At 42.6% G+C, this 21,431-nt stretch carries 11 protein-coding genes; 5 read left to right on the top strand and 6 right to left on the bottom strand.

The annotated features are described in order from the left end of the window. Together V7K53_RS06140 and V7K53_RS06135 are read left to right on the top strand one after the other, a co-directional pair. Nucleotides 1-699, top strand: a complete 699-nt coding sequence (locus tag V7K53_RS06140) for a rhomboid family intramembrane serine protease (protein ID WP_335196724.1) — start codon at nucleotides 1-3, stop codon at nucleotides 697-699. A 289-nt stretch (nucleotides 700-988) separates the two neighbouring features. Continuing rightward, nucleotides 989-3,628 (top strand): hybrid sensor histidine kinase/response regulator, encoded by a 2,640-nt coding sequence (locus V7K53_RS06135; protein WP_335196723.1) that lies wholly within the window; start codon nucleotides 989-991, stop codon nucleotides 3,626-3,628. A gap of 87 nt (nucleotides 3,629-3,715) precedes the next feature. Here V7K53_RS06135 and V7K53_RS06130 read toward each other — a convergent pair whose 3' ends face one another. Further along, complete coding sequence (locus V7K53_RS06130) at nucleotides 3,716-4,966, bottom strand: calcium-binding protein (RefSeq protein ID WP_335196722.1); 1,251 nt, start codon at nucleotides 4,964-4,966, stop codon at nucleotides 3,716-3,718. A 164-nt stretch (nucleotides 4,967-5,130) separates the two neighbouring features. Here V7K53_RS06130 and V7K53_RS06125 point away from each other — a divergent pair, with 164 nt between their 5' ends. Beyond that, nucleotides 5,131-5,310, top strand: coding sequence for a hypothetical protein (locus V7K53_RS06125; RefSeq protein ID WP_335196721.1), 180 nt, complete (start codon nucleotides 5,131-5,133; stop codon nucleotides 5,308-5,310). A 6-nt stretch (nucleotides 5,311-5,316) separates the two neighbouring features. Then, entirely contained in the window at nucleotides 5,317-6,630 is a 1,314-nt protein-coding gene (locus V7K53_RS06120; RefSeq protein WP_335196720.1) for a GTPase family protein, read from the top strand. Nucleotides 6,631-6,822: 192 nt separating this feature from the next. Here V7K53_RS06120 and V7K53_RS06115 read toward each other — a convergent pair whose 3' ends face one another. Next, the gene (locus V7K53_RS06115; protein ID WP_335196719.1) at nucleotides 6,823-8,052 is read right to left on the bottom strand and encodes a DUF4336 domain-containing protein; all 1,230 of its coding nucleotides are present in this window, start codon (nucleotides 8,050-8,052) and stop codon (nucleotides 6,823-6,825) included. 287 nt (nucleotides 8,053-8,339) lie between these two features. Between V7K53_RS06115 and V7K53_RS06110 the strand changes: the two genes are divergently transcribed. Further along, complete coding sequence (locus V7K53_RS06110) at nucleotides 8,340-8,729, top strand: hypothetical protein (protein ID WP_335196718.1); 390 nt, start codon at nucleotides 8,340-8,342, stop codon at nucleotides 8,727-8,729. Nucleotides 8,730-8,815: 86 nt separating this feature from the next. On the opposite strand, the gene ptsP is transcribed toward V7K53_RS06110, so the two are convergent. The 4 genes from ptsP to V7K53_RS06090 form a co-directional block, all read right to left on the bottom strand. Next, nucleotides 8,816-11,323, bottom strand: coding sequence for a phosphoenolpyruvate--protein phosphotransferase (gene ptsP, locus V7K53_RS06105; RefSeq protein ID WP_335196748.1), 2,508 nt, complete (start codon nucleotides 11,321-11,323; stop codon nucleotides 8,816-8,818). A gap of 67 nt (nucleotides 11,324-11,390) precedes the next feature. Then, on the bottom strand, nucleotides 11,391-12,587 hold the full coding sequence (locus tag V7K53_RS06100) for a hypothetical protein (protein WP_335196717.1): 1,197 nt from the start codon (nucleotides 12,585-12,587) through the stop codon (nucleotides 11,391-11,393). 308 nt (nucleotides 12,588-12,895) lie between these two features. Next, entirely contained in the window at nucleotides 12,896-16,318 is a 3,423-nt protein-coding gene (locus tag V7K53_RS06095) for a beta strand repeat-containing protein (protein WP_335196716.1), read from the bottom strand. 361 nt (nucleotides 16,319-16,679) lie between these two features. Further along, the gene (locus V7K53_RS06090; RefSeq protein WP_335196715.1) at nucleotides 16,680-20,819 is read right to left on the bottom strand and encodes a beta strand repeat-containing protein; all 4,140 of its coding nucleotides are present in this window, start codon (nucleotides 20,817-20,819) and stop codon (nucleotides 16,680-16,682) included. Nucleotides 20,820-21,431 lie beyond the last annotated feature (612 nt).

The raw sequence follows: 21,431 nt of genomic DNA, 5'->3' as shown, positions 1-21,431 counted from the left end.
ATGATTCCTATTAGTGATAATATTCGTTGTCGAAGTAAGCCAATTATTAATTACTGGTTGATTGCCATTAACCTAGCTGTATTTTTATGGGAACTTCAACTAGAGTTTAGCGGTCAATTAGGCTATTTTGTCAATACTTGGGGTGTGATTCCAGCGCAGATTAGTGGAGCAGTTACCAATGTTCTCTTTTTCAACTCTGCTGCTTGGATAGTTGTCATTTGGCGGGTATTTACTCTATTTTTTGGCATATTTCTGCACGGCAGTTTTAGTCAAATATTAGGAAATTTACTATTTTTGTGGGTTTTTGGGAAAACTGTAGAAAATCTTCTAGGACATGGACGCTATCTAGGATTTTATCTGGCTGCTGGTGTAATGACAGGGGTAATACAAATTCTGGCTGAACCGAGTTTGACAGTTCCATTGATTGGGGGCAATGGTGCGATCGCAGCTATTTTAGGAGTATACTTTATGAAGTTTCCTAAAGCTAAAATCGACACTGTTTTGCCGCTAATAATATTGTATATCCCTATCCAACTACCAGCCTTTTTCTATATATTTTGGTGGTTTGTACAACAATTATTTTATGGTATCGGCAGTTTAAATATTCCTCCTGTTGGCGTAAATCAATCGGGTGTTGTCTTCTTAGGGCAGGTTGTGGGATTATTAATTGGTGCAGCTTTCATCCGATTGAAGAGATAAACTTTATTTAGCTATCTAGCTATTTTTTTAGGGTTGGCACTATTAATATTTTGAGCAAGTGCTTACTCTACATTCATTGAAACTAATATATACCTCTTGGCTGAAATTCCTAAACTATCTTACTTAATAAAGTATATATTCAATATTCAATAAGCAAAATAATTCCTCGAATAATCTTTTCTTTATGTACCTTTTGATAGATTACATTTGATAGTTGAAAAAATCATAGATCAAACTAGGGGATACCTACTCTTCAAGTCGATATTGTTAAATGTTAGCGGTGTACAATATGCAAAATGTTGATAAAATTAACTTTCAACTCACTAATGAATTAGCAGTTTTGCGGCAGCGTGTAGCTGAGTTAGAGCAATCAGAAATATTTTATCAACAAAGGCAAGTAGCGCTTGAGGAACAATTAACAGCACTAAAAAGAAAGCTGGCAGTAGTAGAAGCAGAAAAGCCTCATGTTAAAGTTGCTGATTGGCAGATTGAGAATGATGCATCTGTACATCTCAACCTGCCAACAGAGGTAGCAGTAATTTTAGAGCAACTCCAACAAGAAAGTGCGGCGCGTCAGCAGTTAGAAGTACTTATTAGGGAGAGTGAAGAACGGCTGAGGCTAACTCTAGATGTATCTCAGATGGGTTTGTGGGACTGGAATATTGTTACCAATCAAGTCATCTGGTCGGAAAATTATGAACTGCTTTTTGGTTTACTTCCTAGTAGTTCTGATAGTCCTTATGAGACGTTTAAAAAGTGCGTTCATCCTGAAGATAGCCAATCTGTAATGCAAGCGATCGCTTATGCTTTGGCACAAAAGACTGACTACAATGATGAATTTCGTATAGTTCGCTCAGACCAAAGTACACATTGGATTTCTGCAAACGGAAAATTTATCTATAACGCTCAAGGGCAAGCGGTGCGAATGATCGGCGTTTGTATGGAAACTACTGTGTGTAAGCAGGCAAAAGAAAGTACTCGCGAACTCACAACACAAGTTCAAGAACAGGCAAATATTTTAAATGCCATCCTCACTGCTTCAGTCGATCATATTTACATCTTTAATCGCCAAGGTTGTTATCAGTATGTCAGTCGTGATGGAGCAACTATACTAGGTTTAAATCCCCAAGATATTATCAGCAAAAGTTTGCCAGAAATGGATTTACCCACCGACCTAATAACCCAGGTAGAGAATCAACGACTTGCTGTAATGAAAACTGGGCAACCGATTAAGGATGAGTGTAAATATGTTACTCGTGATGGCATACATTATTATGAATATATTCTCACACCATTACGGAATGTTGACCAGACTATTGAAGGCGTAATTACTGTTTCTCGCGATATTACCGAACACAAACGGGCAGAAAAGACTTTACGTGAAAGTGAAGCGCGATTTCGGCGTTTGTTTGAATCAAACCTGATTGGGGTCGCTTTTTGGAATGTGCATGGCTTGATCGTTGATGCCAATGATGCCTTTCTTCAACTAGCTGGTTACACTCGTGATGAGTTTGCTACTTTAGGTAGAATTAATTGGCGAGAACTTACTCCTGTTGAGTATCACGATTCAGACGATCGCGCCCTTTTGGAGGTGCAAACCACTGGAATTTCCAAAATTTACGAGAAAGAATACATTCATCGCAACGGCAAGCGAGTACCTATTGTTTTGGGGATAGCTTTGCTAAATGACTCTCAAGAACATGGTGTTGCTTTTGTACTCGACATCACCGAGCGCAAATTGGCTGAAAAAGAATGCGATCGCCTACTCGACTGCGAAAAGACAGCACGACAACAAGCAGAAATCGCCAACAAGATTAAAGATGAATTTCTGGCGGTTCTCTCCCATGAACTGCGAACCCCACTCAACTCTATTCTGGGATGGTCGAAAATGCTGCGGACTCGCAAGTTTGATGAAAAAACTACTCATCACGCCTTAGAAACCATTGAACGCAACGCGAAGTTACAAACCCAGCTAATTGAAGATTTGTTGGATGTGTCGCGCATTCTCCAAGGAAAATTAAACTTGAATGTCTGTCCTGTCAGCTTGGTAATGGTAGTTGAAGCAGCACTAGAAACGGTAAAACTAGCAGCACAAGCCAAGTCAATTCAAATTCAGACCTTATTTGATACCAATTTGGGACAAGTGATGGGCGATCCCAATCGGCTGCAACAAGTTGTGTGGAACTTGCTTTCTAATGCGGTAAAATTTACACCAACAGGCGGACGGGTAGAAATTCGACTCATGGAAGCTGATAGTCAGGCTCAAATTCAGGTCAGCGATACAGGTAAGGGAATTAGCCTAGACTTTTTGCCTTATGTATTCGATTACTTTCGCCAAGCTGATGGCACAACTACAAGGACATTTGGTGGATTAGGTTTAGGACTAGCGATCGTGCGTAAGGTTGTAGAAATGCATGGGGGAAATGTTCAAGCCGAAAGTCTTGGAGAAGGACTGGGTGCAACCTTCAGTGTCGAGTTACCGCTTTTGGTTAGAAGCGAACAGGTTCGGGGTGAAGATAATCAGTCTTCATATTCTGAGCCGGAATCTTCGCTGCTTGCGGACACTCAAGTTTTGGTAGTGGACGATGAACCAGATATCCGCGATTTAGTTACCTTTATTTTGCAAGACTACGGCGTGCAAGTAACTGCCGTATCATCAGCACAAGAAGCACTACAAGCACTATCTGAGTCGATACCAGATGTTTTAATTAGCGATATTGGAATGCCAAAAACAGACGGTTATATGCTAATGCGTGAAGTGCGATCGCGATCGCCCCAACAAGGAGGAAACATACCAGCGATCGCTCTGACAGCTTATGCAGGGGAAATGAATCAGCAGCAAGCATTAGCCGCAGGATTTCAAATGCATATCTCCAAACCAGTAGATCCAGATGTATTAGTGAAAGCGATCGCTGACTTGATTCATTAGTCAAAAAATCCTGCATTATTTACAAAAACTCGCATTTTTAAAATTTATGATCTTGCTTGCTACCCAGCGATGGAACCCTAATTATCGTTAAACAACAACAAAATTGTTGTTGGTTAATGACAAGCCAGCAGCAACTAAACCAAATTGTACCTGAGTAAATGTGCTTGTACTGCCATCCTGGTCAAAGAACAATGCACCTGTAGTGGAGTTGTAAATAAATCTTTCAGTGCTAGTGGTTGCAGATGTTCCAAGTGTAAATTGATCGGCTAAGAGTATACCTGCTGATAAACCGCCGCTAAAACCAGCAGACGACACCTGAATTACTTCATTAGTGGCTTTGAAGCCATAAATAGTATCAAGTCCTTCATTTAAACTACTGAAAACAAAGGTATCACTACCACTTCCTCCATAAAGGCTATCATTACCTTTGCCACCTGTAAGGATATCATCACCACTGCCACCTTTGAGGATATTCTTACCAGAAGCCCCAGAGGCTGTGAGGGTATCATTGCCATCACCACCGTCGAGTAGATTATCGCCTAATGAAGAGTCAACATTCAAAGAATCGTTACTAGCACCACCGTTGAGCGTGTTATTGCCTAAAGAGCGAGAGTCGTAGTTGTTGTAGTAGGTGTCGATGAGCTGGTCGTTAGCATACTCAGAGTAGGAGCTAGAATCATCATAGCCAGAGATGGAAAGAGAATCATTGCCATCGCCACCAGAGAGTAAATTATCGCCTGTTGAACCACTAGCGCTCAAGCTATCATCGCCAGCACCACCATTGAGCGTGTTATTGCCTAAAGAGCGAGAGTTGTTTGTGGAATTAGAGTCACTGGGAAGCCCGTAAAAATCCTCGTTTCCATCTTTTATCTGTTGGCTGTAGTAGCCAGAGACGGAGAGAGTATCATTGCCATCGCTTCCAGACAGCAGGTTATCGGCTGTCGAACCACTAGCACTCAAGTTATCTTTACCAGCACCACCGTTGAGCGTGTTATTGCCTAAAGAGCGAGACTCTTCGTTAGAGCCACCATAATAGCTGCTAAATATTTTCAAATCGCCAGAGATGGAGACAGAATCATTACCATCCCCTCCAAAAAGCAGGTTATTGCCTTTTGAACCACTAGCACTCAAGGTATCATCACCAGCACCACCATTGAGGGTGTTATTGCCGAAGGAGCGAGAGTCAGACAAGGAGGAGTAGTTTTCAAACGATTGCTTATATTCCCTGCCAGAGATGGAGAGAGAATCATTGCCATTGCCCCCAGACAGGAGGTTATCGCCTGTTGAACTGCTAGCACTCAAGGTATCGTCATCTTCGGTTCCAATGATATTTGCCATAACTTTTTCCTACCTGAATCGATTTTTGGATGAAGTAACTTCAGTTGTCAATAATCAGGTTAGTGCTGTTTGAGGGCACAAACAAATAATTTGCCGATAGTTGCAGATCCCAACCAAGATCGCTAAAAGTTGCCAAGAACCCAATAGCATTACCAGTTGATGCAATGGCATTGCAAGTCGATGCAATAATTATTTGTGCTACATTTTTCTACGACGATTCGTCTAGGAGTGTGAGACACCGCTACCTCCAAAAGGCAATTCCCCAGGTTGATAACACTACTAACGGTACTGGTTATCCTTTTGAGAATCGCTATAAGATGAGTAAAAGGGTTTTCTACGTTTAGATGGAAATGACTGAGCAACATGATTCTCAGCAATTGAGCGAACCAACCGACAAAACGATTACCAAGTCGGTCGATAATTCCTGGACAAATCAGATTGGTGGTGTGTGGAACAAAACAACAACACGTCTAACCCAACTCCTACCCGTAGAACAAGTGGCACAGACAGTTGTGGAATGGTTTAGTGTGAGCGATACTCAGGTTGCAGAGATTTTAGAGAAAATCCGAGCCGAACTGCCAACCACAGAAGCCCTCTTAATTGGTAAACCTCAAGCCGGAAAAAGTTCTATTGTGCGCGGATTGACGGGAGTTTCTGCTGAAATTGTCGGTCAAGGATTTCGCCCACACACACAACACACCCAGCGCTATGCCTATCCTTCCAATGACCTGCCGTTACTGATTTTTACGGATACGGTGGGTCTGGGTGATGTCAAACAAGATACTCAAACAATTATTCAAGAGTTAGTTGGCGATCTACAACAGGAAACTCGTTCCGCCAGAATCCTGCTTTTAACCGTCAAAATTAATGATTTTGCAACTGATACCCTACGACAAATTGCCCAACAACTGCGCCAGAAGTATCCAGATATTCCCTGTCTGCTGGTAGTTACCTGTTTGCACGAAGTTTATCCTAGCGATATCGTCGATCATCCCAGCTATCCGCCAGATTATCAGGAAGTCAACCGCGCATTTGCCGCAATGCAACAAGCCTTCGCAGGAATAACAGATCGCTCTGTACTGATTGACTTTACCTTAGAAGAAGATGGCTATACTCAAGTATTTTATGGGTTAGAAGCACTGCGAGATTCCTTAGCAGAACTACTCCCACAAGCAGAAGCCCAGGCAATTTATCAGTTATTAGATCGAGAAGAAGTTGGGAAGCAAATTGGCAACCTTTACCGAGATGCTGCACGCCGTTATATTTTGCCATTTGCGATCATGTCTGCAACTCTGGCTGCTGTACCTTTACCATTTACCACAATGCCCGTACTCACCGCCTTGCAAGTATCAATGGTGGGTCTGTTGGGTAAATTATATGGGCAGACACTTACCCCATCTCAAGCAGGAGGCGTTGTGAGTGCGATCGCAGGTGGTTTTTTAGCACAGGCAATTGCCCGTGAGTTAATTAAATTTATACCAGGTATTGGTAGTGCGATCGCCGCTTCTTGGGCAGCCGCCTATACTTGGGCACTAGGGGAAGCAGCCTGTGTTTACTTTGGCGATTTAATGGGAGGTAAGAAACCCGATCGAGAGAAAATTCAGTTGGTGATGCAAGAAGCATTTAAGGCAGCGCAAGAACGGTTTAAGGGAATCAAACATTAGGGAAGGGACTTCCAGTTAAAAAAACATCTCATCCCTGCGGTTCTGGAATGGAAGCAATACAGTTTGACCTCACTTCCATTCCTCTCTCCTAAAAGGAGAGAGGCTTTGAATCTTACTCCCCAACGCTAGTAGGGAAGGGGCTGGGGATTAGGTCTGTATTGCACTCAACTGATAACCGCTATATTGCCTCTCCTATACCTTCTCTTTTGCTGCTGGCACAATGCCAAACTTATTTAAACCTGCATCGATTTCCCTAAGTGTTTTAAAATCCTCCTCTGGCAAAGGATGGCTGCTACTGCCGATCAAACCTCCACTGAAAGCAGGCTGCTTTTCTAAAAAAGAGAAAGCTTGGCGAAACTGATGCGGTTTAGCTTTAATTGGCGAATCAAAGTGGCAGGGAATTATCCACTCAAAGTCCCAACTTGCAACTTTATCAGCCCAGTCAATGGTTTCTTGTGGTGCGCGGTTGAGAATCAACGTTTGTAAAATTGGTGCGACAAACAAACGCCCATCACCTCGCAGGGCATCAAACGATCGCTGCCAATCTGACTGCCATTTAAAGGGATACAATCCAAAATAAGCTTTTCTTGAGCGTTCTGGGGCTTTCAAAGAATCTTGCAACACCTGACCCCATTGGCGTATATCTAATGCCTTGGGTTGAAAATATAAAGCAAACAGACAAATGCGCTGCCAACCCTTACGGCGATTTACCTGACTATCTGCAACAATATCAGAAGCATAATCCTTGGCATGGAATAATAAAGGATATGGATCTAAGAGAACGATCGCAGGTGGATCTTCTGGGATCGAAAGCACAGAATCCGTGACTAAAAGAGTATGCGATCGCTTGTGGAAAAAAGCAACTTCCGCAAACCTACCAGGACCAAGACCGATAGGACCCAGCATTGCATAATCAAACTCGTCAGCAAAAGGTGTTTTGCTACTATCTTCTGGAAGTACTTGAGTTCGTTTTGGGGGTAAGCCAAGCCAGCTAAGGGGAAGATTGAGTGGGAAACTCCACTGATGAGGAGCCACAAACACCTGTGCAGTCGGAAAGTATCTGGCGAAGGGGCCAACAAAAACTTTGTGTTCTATACCAGAGATAGTTGGCAGAATGATGTACTTAATGTCGCCATATTTTACCACCAACTCATTCACAAGTCTGATGCACTCTAGCGTTGGTGCAACAGGCGCATAGACGAGAAGACCCCCGGTTTCCAACTTCACAACAGTCATGCGAATCGGTACAACAACATAGAAAATGCCTTGAATCTGGTCAAAATTCCAGATTGTGTCCTTAAGCACTTCTTGACGAATTGTCTGCCGCCTACCGTAGGGGTAGAGTGGCACAACAGGCCATAATCCCCAGGAAAAATCCTTTGGATAAATCTGTTGTGTATTGACTATGCGTTCATCAGCCACTCTGCAACCCCCTCCAAATTCCCAATACTCAAATTGTTTTTAGTAAATTGTTGAGATAATAATACCAATTTGTAATTCGCAATACTTGCCAAAGGTAAGAAGTAAGCTACGTAATTAGTAATTCGTAATTAAGAGGGGTTATATTTAATCTGGATTTCCAGCTTTGCATCTGTAGGTTTTTTTGCAAATGGTATTACCAAAATGAGATATTACGGCACTGGGGTTATTTTTATGCGTCTTCATAAAGAATTGGTATAAATCGTAAAAACAATTAATCGGAGAACACTGTGAAAATAGCGATTATTGCTAAAACATTAATTACATCTATAGGTTTGTTAACTTTGTTTGCCCCAAGTCCAGCATCGGCTCAACTGATACCACAACCTTGGGTTTCAGTCGGTGGAAAAGACGGTGATATAACTTATGCTGTCGGAGCTAGGGCTTTGAATTTCGGGGTTGAAGTGGGAACTGGCGCTGATGGTGCTACGGGAGTAGATGTTTTAAAATTTATCAATTTGCCTGTAATTTCACCTTATGTAGGAATTGGACTTTATTCAGAGGATAAAGGTGTTGCAGTTTCCGGTGGCGTTCAGGTAGGTGCTACTAATAACGTTTTTGTTGGTGCTGGTTACAATACTATTCGTGGCTTTAACGGGCAATTGGGAATAAGATTTTAACTAATTCGTAATACTTCGGCTACGCTCAGTACAAGTTCGTAATTCGTAATGACGTTCTCCCAACTTCATTATTAATTACGAATTAATTATACAGGGGGAGTAATTGAAGTTGAGATTAGTTCTCTAACATGCTCTGCGGAATCTTGTTGTAATGCTGATGCCACGATCGCTTCACTTTCAACTATACTTAACCGAGCGATCGCCTGTTTTACTCCAGGTATACTTTGAGGATTTACGCTTAACTCATCCAACCCTAAACCTAATAAAATTGGTGTTGCTAAAGTATCTGCTGCCAATTCTCCACATAATCCTACCGAAATCCCCGCCGTATGGGCAGCTTGGACAGTTTGCTGCACCATTCGCAATATGGCTGGATGTAGTGCATCAACCAAATTTGCCACGCGGGGATTAGTGCGATCGCTAGCCATGACGTACTGACTCAGGTCGTTAGTGCCTATACTAAAGAAGTCTACTTCAGCAGCTAACCGATCGGCGATCGCAACTGCTGACGGAACCTCCACCATAATTCCTACTTTCATCGCTGTATCAAAGGCGATACCAGCTTGATTTAGTTCAGCCTGCACTTCGCCCAAAATTACCTTAGCTGCACGTACTTCAGTTACCGTCGCAATCATTGGCAACATGATTTTAATTTGGTGTCCAACACTAGCTCTCAAAATTGCCCGTAACTGAGTTTTGAAGAGTTCTGGACGATCTAAACAAAAACGAATTCCCCGCCAACCCAAAAAAGGGTTAGCTTCTGGAAACCCTACTTTGATATAAGGAAGCGGCTTATCACCACCGACATCTAAAGTACGAATAATTAGCGGACGATTATCTAAAACTTGGGCGATCGCTTGATACACTAATAATTGTTCTTCTTCAGTCGGGGCACTGGTTCGGTCTAAATACAGAAACTCAGTGCGGAGTAATCCCACACCTTCTGCACCGCTAGCCACAGCAACTTGCACATCATTTATACTACCAATATTCGCAAAGACGCTAACTTGCCGACCATCACGAGTAATCGCTGGCTTATGTGCCGTAGCTCGTGCTTCCTGTTGGGCAGTTTGCCAAGCTTCTTGCTTTGCTGCGAGTAAATCCAAGATATCTGATTCTGGCTCTACCCAAGCTCTGCCACTTTCACCATCAAGTGCCATCAATGTACCATCAGCCAAGTGCAACACCTGGGCATCCACTCCCAAAACTGCCGGAATACCCAACGTCCGGGCGATAATGGCACTGTGGGAGGTGGCGCTACCAGAAGTTGTACAGATTCCCAACACCTTTGTCGGATCTAGCCCAGCCGTATCTGAGGGGGTTAAATCAGTCGCCACTAAAATCGCTGGTGACTCAAGATGCAAGTTAGCCGCAGCATTCCCAGCTAGTAATCGCAGCACTCTTCGCCCGACATCTACAACATCGTCAACTCGCTCTTGCAGATAAGAATCCTCAAGTGCGCGGTAGGAAGTCGCTACTTCATCGACTACAGCTTGCCAAGCGGCTTCAGCATTTATATGGTTGTCTAAAATGCGCTGATGAGCCGCTTCCAACATTACTGGATCTTCTAAAAATAGTAATTGGGCATCAAAGATGGCGGCTTCAGCATCGCCAATTTGCAGAGATGCTTGTGAAAAAACTGCTTGAATTTCTTGTCGGGCAGTATTAATTGCTGCCTGTAATCTTTGCCACTCTATATCAGGATTATCTACGTGGTATTCCGTAATGACAATGTGAGTGGGTTGATAACGAACAACAGGTGCGATCGCTACTCCTGGAGAAGCTGCAATCCCCGAAAGTTCGCCATAAGTTGTTGGTGTAACTTCATGGTGTGCTGGTGGAGAATTTAAGGCAACATTATCTTCACCAAAGTTATTGGCGAATAATCCCTGCAATGCTGCCAGCGCCTCATCTGCATCAGAACCAGTGGCAGTAATCAGCAGTTCGTGTCCTTGACGCACCCCTAAAGTTGTGACTTGGTTAATACTGTCACCCCTGACTAGCTCAGTATTTCTCGTTAAATTCCGTACCAGAATTTGAGATTGAAACCGGGCTGCTGTTGCTACAAACTGGGCGGCGGGGCGGGCGTGTAATCCTAAGCGATTGCTCACAATCAGCCGAATTTCTCGCGTTGGCGATTCTATATTGGTTTTTATTGGGCTGACAACAGACAATGGCCTACTAACTACACCCAATTGAGTTGCTTTGGCGAGGAGTGCGCCGCGTGCTTCCGCCATAACTTGGTGAATATCTCTACCAGCCGCCGCCGCTACTACAGCAGCGATCGCCCCTTCTACTAGAGGTGCTTCACACAAATATACTTTCTGCTGCTGTGCTTCTGGCAGAAACTCGATTGCCATTTCCGCACTCAGCAAAGCACTACCCAAATCCATTAATACCAAGACACCATCATCAGAAAAAACAGAAGCGATCGCCTCATAAACCTGAATTGGATCTGTACCCAATGGATTTTCCGAATCTTCAATACCTGCTGCAACAGCAATGGGAACTTGGCCTTGAACCATCTGCGCGGCGAGTTCCCGCACACCCAAAGCTAGTTGTTTACTGTGAGAAACGATAACAATTCCGATCAATGCCACACCGTCAACCTTGTTGAGAGGTTTGCGTTTAGCTAGTTACCCATTTCATTTTCCCATTCTGCTACAATTGCAACTGCCCGAAAATATTCCGGTCTTTCCAGCTAGAAATACGAATAAAATAGCCTTCTTTTACGGAAATACGTGGTTTCCACTCATAAACTCCATCGCTAGCAGTACGGGAAGAAATGTTTTGGATAAGTTTGTTCCCATCGTACAACTTAATCGAGACATCACCATCAAAATTATCCCGCCACAATATTAAAAAAGGTTGATCCTTCTTTGGAAGTACCTTACCAACTGGCTGACTAATTGAGATTTTTGGCGCAACCTGATTTTTACTTTTCTTACGGAATCCTAGATAATGAGGTAAATGTCGGAAAGTAGGATTTTCTTGCAGATTAGACAGTTGGGGAACAATAATATTTCCCTTCTGGGAATTGAACAAATAAGTTGATCTGCCGCCGTCAACGGTAATGATATCGCCTTTGACTCCTAATTTACGTAATAAATCGGCTGCCTCATCCAGAGTTGCTTGGTTCACTGTCATAATCAATAACAACTCGTCACCTTTAACACCATCTTTGTTCAGAGTACCGATGACTTGATACTTATTCGCTTGGTTTTGGGCTAATACTTTCGCCGGATGATCGCTATATCGATAAGTGACGATCGCATTCTTCACTGCTTTTTGGTTAAGAGGCGCACCACTAGCTTGGTTGTAATCGGTAATATATGCCTGCTTATCATCCCAGACTAAAGTCTTGAGGCGAATATTATTATAATATTTATTTTTTGGTTCCTTGATTGGCCCATAAGGGCTAGTGCCACCAGTGATGACTACACCATTAAGTTTAAGCGGAAAGGATAATTGAGTACTAGATTGATATTGTTCAAAAAAAGAACAATTAATCATTGAAAAAACGTTGTTTGCGTAAAGTTTTTGATATTCGTCTGCAACATCAGAAAACAATTTATTTTGGAAAAAAGGGCTGTAATATTTACCTTCTCCTTGATAATATTTTCCTTCATTTAGACCCATATTATCTACCTCTCCGATAATTTGGTCTATGTGCATTTTGCCTAGATCGATAACTTGTAAATATGCTTCGTTACCATTCGTTAATTGTTTTTTATATAAAGCTGCCCCGTCTACAGCTTGGAGAGGCTGATAAGAAGATAGAGGGTTGAAAGTTTGGGCAATCCAAAAGCTACTCAGAATCGGCAGCAAAAAAAGCAGTAAATTGATTAGAGCATTCATCGTCTCGCGATCGCAATTCCACAAAAAGTTGTTGTTACTACTTTAAGGCTAATGAGTTTCTATGCCTGCGGTTTTTGCTAGCCTACCCATAACAGTATTCACTATAGGCTATTAAAATTAAAAACGCAGACATAATCAAATTTAACCAATAACACCTGCAAACCATCCAGACTCATATCGAAAGTTGAGAAATAAAACCCAACAGCTACTCTTTGTTAAGAGTAATTACATTGAGCAATCAAATGCGAGGTGCTTTTGTAAGCACCTCGCAACCCGTGTAGCTTAACGATGAGAAAATCTAATTACGATTAAACAAGCACAAAATTCTTTTCAGTTAGTGACAGTCCAGCAGATAGTTGGGCAAATTTTACCTGAGTAAACGCAGATGAACTGCCGTCCTGGTCAAAAGACAATGCACCTGTATTAAAATCGTAGATAAATCGTTGATTGGTTATCGTTGCAGATGTTCCAATGGTAAACTCACTTGTCTGAAGCGAACCTTTTGATAACCCGCCACCAAAACCACTAGCATATACCTGAATTAATTCATTAGTGGCGTTGAAGTCATAAATAGTGTCAACGCCCCCATTGTAATTATAGAAACCAAAGGTATCAGTCCCATCCCCTCCAATTAGGCTGTCATTACCCTCTATACCAATAAGAATATCATTGCCATTGCTGCCAACAATATTGTCATCATAGCTCGTACCTGAGATATTTAATTGTTCGATATTGTTGTAGTTAACTCGATACAAGCCCGCCGTAATTGAGCCAGTGTTAGTAGTAGCATTGAACGTCGAAATAATTCCCTCAGCAGCAAAGTAATAATTGGTGAACAACGAATCATTACCATTACCCCCATTTACCGTTTGAGTCACTAAATCAGACAGGTCAGTATTTATGGAATTAGCGATTAGATTGAAGGAATCATTGCCATCGCCCCCAGACAGAAGGTTATCACCTGTTGAACTGCTAAAGCTCAAGCGATCGTCACCAGCGCCTCCTTCTAGAGTATTATTACCAGATGATCGAGAGTCTGAGTAGTCGTTAGAGTTGGAGCTGTAGTAGTCACCAGAGATATCAAGCTCATCATTGCCATCGCCTCCAGAGAGCAGGTTATCACCTGTTAAACCAGCAACTTTCAAGCGATCGTCACCCCCACCTCCGTCTAGGGTGTTATTGCCCTCCGATCGGGAGTTCTTGGATTCGCCGTAGTTGTAGCTGTAAGAGCCAAAGATATCAAGCTCATCATTGCCATCACCCCCAAAAAGCAGGTTATCGCCTTTTGAACCACCGGCACTCAAGCGATCGTCACCCGTACCTCCTTCTAGGGTGTTATTCCCCAAGGAGCGAGAGTCGTAGGAGTAGCCAGGGAAGGAGGAACTGTAGCTGCCAGAAATATCAAGGGAATCATTACCATCGCCCCCAGAGAGTAGGTTATCACCTTTTGAACCGCTAGCATTCAAGGTATCGTTACCTGCACCTCCATTGAGAGTATTATTGCCTAATGAGCGAGAGTCAAAATTGCCGAATCTGTTAGATTTGTCGCTGAATATCCTGCCAGAGATATCAAGAGAATCATTACCATCGTCCCCAAAGAGCAGGTTATCGCCTGTTGAACTGATAGCACTCAAGGTATCGTCACCAATACCTCCTTCTAAGGTATTATTTCCCGCACCACCTCTGAGCAGGTCATTACCACTCAAGCCGTCGATGATGTCGTCACCCCCCTGACCATTGATGACATCATTAGAGTTGTCAAAACCCGTAATGTTGTTATCCAGGTCATTCAGGAAAGTAACAGTGTTCCTGTTGAACACTGTAGTTTGAGTGGAATCAGCATCAAACACATCAAAACTGTCGCTGATGCTGGTTTGTCCATCAAACAGGATATTGCCAATAGCTGGTCGTGAAGAAGTTGCTGGCAGATTATCCAGGTTTTCTAACTTGAAGTTTTGCAGAATAACTTTGCTGTCATTACTGAAACCTTCAAAAGTAATTTCTAAGTTGTTACTATTTTGAGTTAATTGAAGATTTTCAACAGTGAAACCTATAAATTGCAAAGTGTCTAAGGATGCAATCTCGGTTGCTGAGGGATTTGAACCTTTACCTAAGCCACCGAAATCGGTAATAATATCAGTGTTAGTGCCGTCATAGTAGCTGTCGCTGAAGCTATAAACAAATTTATCATTGCCCACACCACCAGTTAGGGTGTCCTCCCCACTCCCACCTGCCAAGATATCATTACCTACACCGCCAATAATCGTATCTTTGCCATTGCTCCCGGAGAGCGTATCGTTCCCACTGTTCCCCAGAATGTTTTCGTCGTAAGCTGTACCTGAGATATTTAATCGTTCGATGTTCTTGTAGTTAACCTGAACTGTGCCCAACGTAATTGAGCCAGTGTTAGTAGCGGCATTGAATGTCGTTGTGATTCCCTCTGTAACATTGGCATTGAACATGTAATAAACGGACAATACATCGTCACCCACTCCCCCATCAATTGTATCTTTGCCACCATAGCCCGTAGAGAGCGTATCGTTTCCATTATTGCCAACAATGTTGTCGTCGTAAGCTGTACCTAAAATATTTAATTGTTCGATATTCTTGTAGTCAACCCGATATGTGCCCGTCGTAATTGATCCCTTGTTTGTAGTGGCATTGAATGTTGTTGTAATACCCTCTGTAGCATTGCCGTAGGTGTAATCAACGGACAACACATCGTCACCTGCTCCCCCATCAATTGTATCTTTGCCACCATACCCCCCAGAGAGCGTATCTTTCCCATTGCTCCCCACAATGTTGTCATCGTAGATAGTACCTGAGATATTTAATCCTTCGATATCCTTGTAGCTAACTCGATATGTGCCCGCTGTAATTTCTCCAATGTTGGTAGTAGGATTGAAAGTCGAAATTATCCCTTCTGTAGATAAGGTGTAATCGACGGATAACAAATCGTCACCTCTTGTCAAGATTGTATTCGTAGATTTAGTCAAAGTAGCCAAGCTGTAATCGACGTATAACAAATCCTGACCCTCATCCCCATCTACAGTTTGAGTCACTAAAGAGGAGGTGGCAGTATCTAAGGATAAGCTGGTTAGATAGAAGGAATCATTGCCATTGCCCCCAGAAAATAAGTTATTGCCTGTTGAATACTGAGCACGGAATATATCGTCACCACCACCACCGTTGAGGGTGTTATTACCTGAGGAGGCGTAAAAATTCCCTGCACTAGTGCCGAACAGGACGAAATCGCCAGAGATATCAAGAGAATCATTGCCATCCTCCCCAGAGAGCAAGTTATTGCCTGTTGAAAACTCAGCACGCAAAGTATCGTCACCAGCACCACCGTTGAGGGTGTGATTGCCTGAAGAGTTAAAACTAAAGTACGGTCTATAAGGATTAAAGCCAGAGGTGGAGAGATAATCATTGCCATCATCCCCGAAAAGTAAGTTATTGCCTTCTGGAGAGTCAGCACGCAAAGTATCGTTACCAGCACCACCGTTGAGGGTGTTATTGCCTGAAGAGCCAGTAAAGCTGTATCCTTCTTCAGTAGAAACGTAGGAGGTGTCAAGAGAATCATTGCCATCGTCCCCAGAGAGTAAGTTATTGCCTTTTGAAGCCCCAGCACTTACTGTATCGTCACCAGCGTTACCGTTGAGGATATTATCGTCTGTTGAAAAATCAACATTCAAGATATCATTCCCCTTAGTACCATTGATATTTGCCATAACTTTTACCTACCTAAATTTATTTTTTCAGTAACTTCAGTTCTCAATTTGCTGTTTGTGCGGTTTTCAGTCACAAAAGCTCATCGAAGTTTGACATTTTCGGCATACTTTATATGTCAAATCTGAGGATGAGTAAACTTCTAGAAAATTTACCTTTACGTTTGGCAATATATGATATCTCTGCAAGAATCACTAGAGGCTATTAAAATTACGAATGCACACATAATCAAATTTAGCAATAACACCTGCAAACCATATACACTCATGTCAAAAATTGAGAACCTCTGTTAACAGTAATTGCATTCAGCAATCGAATGCAAGGTACTTACAAAAGCACCTTGCAATCCTTACCAATTAAAGATTAAACTACTGCAAAGTTATTTTCAGTTAGTGTCACACCACCAGATAGTTGTGCAAATTTTAACTGAGAAAATGTACCTGCACTGCCATCCAGGTCAAAATACAGCGCCCCTGTAATATTGTCATAGATAAATCGTTGATTGCTTGTCGTTGCAGATGTTCCGATTGTAAACTGACTTGTCTGAAGTGAACCTGTTGATAACCCGCCACCAAAACCAGTAGCCGATACTTGAATCAATTCATTAGTTGCGTTGAAGTCATAAAGTTGATCGACACCTTCATTGAAACTATTGAAAACAAAGGTATCAGTACCAGATCCTCCAATTAGGCTATCATTACCATTACCGCCTGTGAGATAGTCATTGCCATTACCACCTGTGAGGATATTCTTACCAGAGGCGTCATAAGCTGTAAGAGTGTCACTACCATCGCCCCCAGAGAGCAGGTTATCACCTGTTGAACCGCCAGCACTCAAGCGATCGCTACCTGCACCACCTTCTAGGGTATTATTGCCAGATGAACGAGAGTCGTAGAAGGAGCCGTAGTAATTGTTATACTCACCAGAGATGTCAAGAGAATCATTGCCATCGCCTCCAGAGAGTAGGTTATCACCTTTTGAACCGCCAGCACTCAAGCTATCATTACCTGCACCACCTTCTAGGGTATTATTGCCTGTTGAACGAGAGTCAGTGCTGGAGTAAGAGTTACCAGAAATGTCAAGAGAATCATTGCCATCACCTCCAGAGAGCAAGTTATCACCTGTTGAACCGCCAGCATTCAAGCGATCGTCGCCTGCACCTCCATTGAGGGTATTATTGCCTAAAGAGCGAAAGTCGCGGTTGTCACCAGGATATGAGTCGTAGCTGCCAGAGATGTCAAGAGAGTCATTGCCATCGCCTCCAGAGAGCAGGTTATCACCTTTTGAACCGCCAGCATTCAAGCGATCGCTACCTCCACCTCCATTGAGGGTATTATTACCTAAAGAGCGAGAGTCTGTGATGTAGTAGTTGGTGTAGTAGCCGCCAGAGATATCCAGAGAATCATTGCCATCACCACCATTGAGCAGGTTATCGCCTGTTGAACCGCTAGCACCCAAGCTATCGTCACCACTGCCACCATCAAGGGTGTTATTACCTGAAGAGCGAGAGTCTGGGACGGAGTAGTTGGTGTAGTAGCCGACAGAGATATCAAGAGAATCATTGCCATCGCCCCCAAAGAGCAGGTTATCGCCTGTTGAACTACCAGCATTCAAACTATCGTTACCAGATCCTCCATTGAGAATATTATTGCCTGTTGAACCGCTAGCATTCAAGCGATCGTCACCAGTGCCACCATCAAGGATATCATTTCCCTCACCACCAATGAGAGTATCATTTCCTTCACCACCAATGAGAGTATCATTTCCGGCACCACCTCTTAAAAGGTCATTACCACTTTTGCCGTCGATGATGTCGTCACCCCCTTGACCATTGATAACATCATTGGAGTTGTCAAAACCCGTTATATTATTATCAAGGTCATTGAGGAAGGTAACAGTATTCCTGTTGAAAAGGCTAGTTTGAATGGAATTAGCATCAAACACATCAAAACTGTCAGTGATGCTGGTTTGTCCATCAAACAGGATATTGCCAATAGCTGGTTGTGAAGAAGTTGCTGGCAGATTATCCAGGTTTTCTAATTTGAAGTTTTGGAGAATGACTTTGCTATTAGGGACATTTTCAAAGGTGATTTCTAAGTTGCTACCATTTTGAGTTAGTTGCAGATTTTGAGCAGTGAAGCTACTACCGATAAATTGCAAGGTATCTAAAGAGGCAATCACGCTCGCTGAGAGATTTGAGCCTTTACCACTGCCACCGAAATCGGTGATGATATCAGTGCTAGTGTCAAAACTGCTCTCTAATAAGTTGTAAACGAATTTATCATTGTCCGCGCCACCAGTTAGAGTGTCGTTACCATTTCCACCTGTCAGGATATCATTACCGACACCGCCAATAATCCTATCATTTCCACCATAGCCCCCAAAAAGCGTATCATTACCACTGTTACCAACAATGTTGTCATCGTAATATGTACCTGAGATATTTAATCGCTCGATATTTTTGTAGCTAACCCGATTCGTGCCTGCCGTAATAGCTCCAATGTTAGTAGAGGCATTGAATATCGTTGTAATCCCCCCAGAAACACTGTTGTAATTGCTGTAATCGACAGACAACACATCGTCACCCTGTCCTCCATCAATCGTATCCTTGCCACCATAGCCCCCAGAGAGTGTATCGTTCCCACTGTTCCCCACAATATCGTCATCGTAGGCTGTACCTGAAATATTTAATTGTTCGATATTCTTGTAGCTAACCCGATTTGTGCCTGCTGTAACTTCTCCAATGTTAGTAGTGGCATTGAATGTCGTTCTGATTCCACCTGGAGAATTGCTGTAATAGACGGACAACACATCTTCACCCTGACCTCCATCGATTGTATCTTTGCCACCATTGCCCGTAGAGAGCGTATCGTTGCCATTGCTCCCCACAATATTGTCGTCGTAGGCTGTACCGGAGATATTTAATCCTTCGATATCCTTGTAGCTAACCCGATAAGTACCTGCTGTAACTTCTCCAATGTTAGTAGTAGCATTGAATGTCGTTGTAATCCCTTCTGTAGCTAACGTATAATCTACAGACAACAAATCGTCACCTATACCCCCATCTACCGTTTGAGTTGCTAAATCAGAGGGGGCAGTCTCTGGGGATGTCGTTTTTAAATAGAAAAAATCATTGCCATCGCCCCCAGAGAAGAAGTTATTGTTTGTTGAATACTCAGCACGCAATGTATCGTCACCAGCACCACCATTGAGGGTGTTATTGCCTGAGGAGGTTAAAAAATTGTCGAAGGGTGTGACATCGCCAGAGATGTCAAGAGAATCATTGCCATCTCCCCCAGAGAGCAAGTTATTGCCTGTTGAATTGCCAGCATTCAAGGTATCGTCACCAGCACCACCGTTGAGAGTGTTATTGCCTGATGAGCTAAAATTAGGCTCCCCTCTATAAGTATAAATGCCAGAAGTAGAGAGAGAATCATTGCCATCTCCCCCAGAGAGTAAGTTATTGCCAGATGGAGACTCAGCATTCAAGGTGTCATCACCAGCGCCACCATCGAGGGTATTATTACTTGAGGAGGGGTAATAGATGTATCCACTGACGCCACTATAAACGTTAGAGGTAGAGAGATAATCATTGCCATCGCCCCCAGAGAGTAAGTTATTGCCAGATGTTGCCCCAGCATTCAAAACATCGTCACCAACCCCACCGTTGAGGGTGTTATCGCCTGTTGAAAATTCGACATTCAAGATATCATTGCCCGCACCACCAACGAGACTATCATTGCCTGTGAGGGAGTCATTCCCGACACCACCAACGAGAGTATCATTCCCGACACCACCAATGAGGGAGTCATTGCCCGCACCACCTCTGAGTATGTCGTTGCCACTTAAGCCGTCAATGAGGTCATCCCCGCCTTGACCATTGATGACATCATTTGAGTTCTCAAAGCCGCTAACATTATTGTTGAGGTCGTTAAGAAAAGTGACTGTATTCAAGTTGAAGATAGTGCTTTGAGTAGAGTTAGCATTGAAGACATCAAAGCTATCTATAGTGCTAGTTTCTCCATCAAATAAGATATTGCCCAAGTCTACAGTGGCACCTGTAGATTTGCTGAGGTTATCCAGGTTTTCCAGAGCAAAGTTTTGCAGGATAACTGGGACATCAAAAAACCTCGTTATATAAGCATCCCCTGCAAAGCTGATTTCCAGATTGTTGCCTTTTTGGGTCAACAACAAATTTTGGGCTATAGCACCAGTGCCCTGGAATTCTAGGGTATCCACTTCGGCAATGACTGCTGCTGTTAGGTTTGTCCCTTTACCTACACCACCAAAATCAGTGATTATCGCAGTATTGTTGTTGTTGTTGTTGTTGGTGTAGTTGTAGTAGTAGTAGACGAATTTATCGTTGCCGTCTCCACCACTTAAGGTGTCTTTGCCACCGTTAGGATATATGGTATCGTTGCCTGCAAGGCCCTTAATTGTATCCGCGTCATTAGAAGTACCCTGTAGGGTATCATCGTCGTTGCTTCCAATGATATCTGCCATAACTTTTACCTACCTAAATCGATTTTTTTAGTAACTTCAGTTCTCAATCTGCTGTTTGTATGATTTCCATGCACCAAAATTCACCGAAATTTGACGTTTTCGGTATCATTTATACGTCATCCTCGACCTAACAGTAATATTTCTCGAATATTGACCCTATTCCAAGGCTTTTACATATACTTTTTTAAGAGTCTCAAACTATCTAAATCTTAAGCACTGTACAATTAATGAGTGTGTGAATTTAGACAATCTGCCATTTAAAACTTTTTGATCGTCTTTGTTCAATAGAAATCACTGAACAATCATCAAAAAATCTGACAAGTGAATGCCTAAAATTCGCCCTTTATATTTGGTTTTTTGCCAGCGCTTAAGTCCTGCTAGCTTAAAAATATAAAACGTTTGAATAACCTCAAAATAACTACATATTTAATATCCTACTTAGATGTCTATATTTATATACGTAGCTTTACATACTCTTCACATTAGTAATGGATAAATGTATATACAATTACTGAGCTTTGTATATTCTTCATATTCTTCTCGTTTCTAGGCAAGAAGAAAGCAATAAGCAAATGTTTGAAGGAGTTATAAAAAATACATATTTTTCTTTTT

This window comes from Nostoc sp. (assembly GCF_036917355.1).
Lineage (GTDB): Bacteria > Cyanobacteriota > Cyanobacteriia > Cyanobacteriales > Nostocaceae > Nostoc.
The sequence above is the reverse complement of the archived record's forward strand: the minus strand, read 5'-3'. Positions and strand labels throughout refer to the sequence as shown.

Coding starts and splice junctions, on each gene's coding strand:
- V7K53_RS06135 (WP_335196723.1), top strand. CDS start 989: ATGCAAAATGTTGATAAAATTAACTTTCAACTCACTAATGAATTAGCA.
- V7K53_RS06130 (WP_335196722.1), bottom strand. CDS start 4,966: ATGGCAAATATCATTGGAACCGAAGATGACGATACCTTGAGTGCTAGC.
- V7K53_RS06125 (WP_335196721.1), top strand. CDS start 5,131: ATGGCATTGCAAGTCGATGCAATAATTATTTGTGCTACATTTTTCTAC.
- V7K53_RS06120 (WP_335196720.1), top strand. CDS start 5,317: ATGACTGAGCAACATGATTCTCAGCAATTGAGCGAACCAACCGACAAA.
- V7K53_RS06140 (WP_335196724.1), top strand. CDS start 1: ATGATTCCTATTAGTGATAATATTCGTTGTCGAAGTAAGCCAATTATT.
- V7K53_RS06090 (WP_335196715.1), bottom strand. CDS start 20,819: ATGGCAGATATCATTGGAAGCAACGACGATGATACCCTACAGGGTACT.
- V7K53_RS06100 (WP_335196717.1), bottom strand. CDS start 12,587: ATGAATGCTCTAATCAATTTACTGCTTTTTTTGCTGCCGATTCTGAGT.
- V7K53_RS06095 (WP_335196716.1), bottom strand. CDS start 16,318: ATGGCAAATATCAATGGTACTAAGGGGAATGATATCTTGAATGTTGAT.